Source organism: Megasphaera sp. AF13-6AC, assembly GCF_027685385.1.
Taxonomy (GTDB): Bacteria; Bacillota; Negativicutes; order Veillonellales; family Megasphaeraceae; genus Megasphaera; species Megasphaera micronuciformis.
Genome location: NZ_JAQCUN010000147.1, coordinates 1 through 2,789, shown reverse-complemented (window position 1 = coordinate 2,789; position 2,789 = coordinate 1). Strand labels below are relative to the sequence as shown.

The following is a 2,789-nucleotide window of genomic DNA, read 5'->3' as shown; positions in this document are numbered from 1 at the left end:
GCGCTTATTTTGCAAAAAGACGTGAAAAAAAGGGCATGACACCGGAAAAAGCTCGTGAAATTATGCTGAATAATTACACTATGTTTGCTTGCGGTATCTTGGCTCTCGGCGATGCTGACGGGGTTGTATCCGGGGCGGCTACGACTTCGGCTGATGTTATTCGTGCCGGCTTACAGGTTATCGGACCTAAGCCGGGCAATAAGACCGTATCAAGTGCCTTTATTTTGATTACCAATACTCCTCAGTACGGTGATAACGGTATTCTCGTTCTCGGTGACTGCGGCGTTATTCCTGATCCGACTGCTGAACAATTGGCTGATATTGCTACTATGTGTGTTGATCGTGCACGTCGTACTGTTCAGATTCTTAACCCGAAGGTTGCTATGCTTTCTTATTCCACTAAGGGAAGCGGTAGCGGCGGCTCCGTTGATGTTGTACGTGAAGCTGTCGAAATACTTAAGTCCCGTAACGTAGACTTCGAATTTGACGGTGAAATTCAAGCCGATGCGGCTATCGTTCCGGAAGTCGGCCAACATAAAGCTCCGGGTTCGAAAGTTGCAGGGCATGCCAATATCCTTATATTCCCCAGCTTAGATGCGGCTAATATCGGGTACAAGTTGGTACAGCGGTTTGCCAATGCGACGGCTTTGGGGCCCTTGGTACAAGGCCTTGCCAAACCGGTTCTTGACTTGTCTCGCGGGGCTTCGGCAGAAGATGTGGCGGACGTTGTTGCCGTTTGCTGCTCCGATGCTATTGCAGTAGATAAAGAAAAGAAAAACGCATAAGTTTTATAAAAATCGGATTCGGTCTTGGCCGGGTCCGATTTTTTTCGTCTTAAGCTTGCTTTATCGAATGTGGTAAAATAGGGCATATAGAGTTTTTGACGTAGATGCAGGAGGAACTTCGTGTCTTGGGAAATTGAACAAGAACTTAAAAATATAAGAAGTGCGGAACGGGGATATTACTCATATCCCTTCGGCACGAGACGGACTATGGTTGTCTGTTACGCCAATACATACGAAGTAGCCATGAGTAATTTGGGATTTCAAATCGTCTACGATATTGTCAATAAACGGAATGATTGGCAATGCGAACGGGCATTTCTGCCTGACGGCAAGTTGGCCGGCTTATATGAAAAATCAAATACGCCCTTGCTAACTGTAGAAAATGCCCGTCCTGTAAGAGACTTTGAAGTGGTCGGAATTTCCGTTAATTTTGAAATGGATTATTTCCATGTACCGGAACTGTTGGCGCGCAGTCGAATCACGGTTCTTGCGTCCAAACGAGGGGAAGACGAGCCGTTGGTTGTTATGGGGGGGCCGGTAGCCTTCTTCAATCCCGAACCGCTTACTCCGTTTATCGATGTATGCATTGTCGGTGAAGGGGAAACGACGATTCCCGACTTCCTTGATTGCCTTAATGAATGTAAGGAAAGAGGATATACGAGAAAAGAGACCTTAAAAGCACTGGCGAAGGTACCGGGAATGTACATACCGTCCTTATATGAACACCGCTACGATGAAACGGGACGGTTGCTGGCCATCATACGGCATGACGGAGCGCCTTTAAAGGTAGAGCGGCAATGGGCAGAGTTAACTTTACCGGGAGAAACGGTAGTCGATACGCCGCATACTGAATTCGGTGCCATGTATTTGGTGGAAGTAGGGCGCGGTTGCGGTCGCCATTGTCGGTTTTGTATGGCCGGATACTGCTACCGTAAGCCTCGTATGCGACCGTTATCGTATGTAAAAGAGGCGGTTTTACGCGGCAAGGCGGCGGGAAAGAAAATCGGGCTCATGGGAGCGGCTATTTCCGATTATCCGTACATTGACGAATTGGTTGAATTCATTCGCAGTGAAAATTTATCGTTTTCTTGTGCGTCATTGCGAGCCGACTCGATAACACCGGTAATCGTCAAAGGCCTTGCGGAAAGCGGACAGAAAACAATTACACTGGCACCTGAAGCCGGTAGTGTACATATGCGTAACATTATTAATAAAGGGATTGAAGAAGAGCATCTGATGCATTCTGTCGACTTGGCTACGGCAGCAGGTATTAAACATGTTCGCATGTATATTATGGTGGGACTGCCGATGGAAACGGACGAAGATATACAGGGGATTATCGACATGACGTTGCGTGTGCGTGATCACATGTCGTCCATAGGCAATATGAGTAAAATTACGCTGAGTATCAATCCCTTTATCCCCAAGCCGTGTACGCCTTTTCAGTGGATGGCCGTAACGGATAAAAAGACGGTTGATGCCCGGCTGGCCTCTATCAAGGCGGCTTTTAAAAAGGACAGGCGTATTGAAGTGTTAATCGAATCAACTCGGGAATGTTATATACAGGCCATTCTTTCACGCGGTGACAGGCGAGTCGGAGCTGTTTTGGCAAAAGCCTGTGAATATGGCGGGATAAAAGGATGGAAAAGGGCCGTGAAGGAATTGAACTTTGACAGTGACGCTTTTTTGTACAGACAGCGTGATTTAGATGAAATTCTGCCTTGGGCCGTTCTCGATACGGGATTGAAAGAAGGGTATTTAGAGGAAGAATTAGTTAAAGCCGAGAAGGGTGAGTATACACTGCCTTGTTTTGACGGTTGTAAGCGGTGTCAAGTTTGCGGAGGTTCTCATGACTGTGCGAGTCTCTAAGGAAAATGTTCCGGTCTGGGAAGATTGGCCGGAATTACGGGCTTTTCCGTTTTTACACGGCGTGACGGAACGGGTTGGCGGGTGCAGTTCCGGAGAATATGCTTCCTTGAACTGTGACTTTGAAGGCGGTGATAC

The 2,789-nt window shown here is 47.4% G+C and carries 2 protein-coding genes; both read left to right on the top strand.

From position 1 onward, the window contains the following. A partial coding sequence (locus PGX78_RS07310; protein WP_270446206.1) for a phosphate acyltransferase occupies positions 1-785 on the top strand: 785 nt, incomplete at its 5' end. A gap of 120 nt (positions 786-905) precedes the next feature. Beyond that, a complete protein-coding gene (locus PGX78_RS07305; RefSeq protein WP_270446203.1) occupies positions 906-2,654 on the top strand; it encodes a radical SAM protein in 1,749 nt (582 codons plus the stop codon). Positions 2,655-2,789 lie beyond the last annotated feature (135 nt).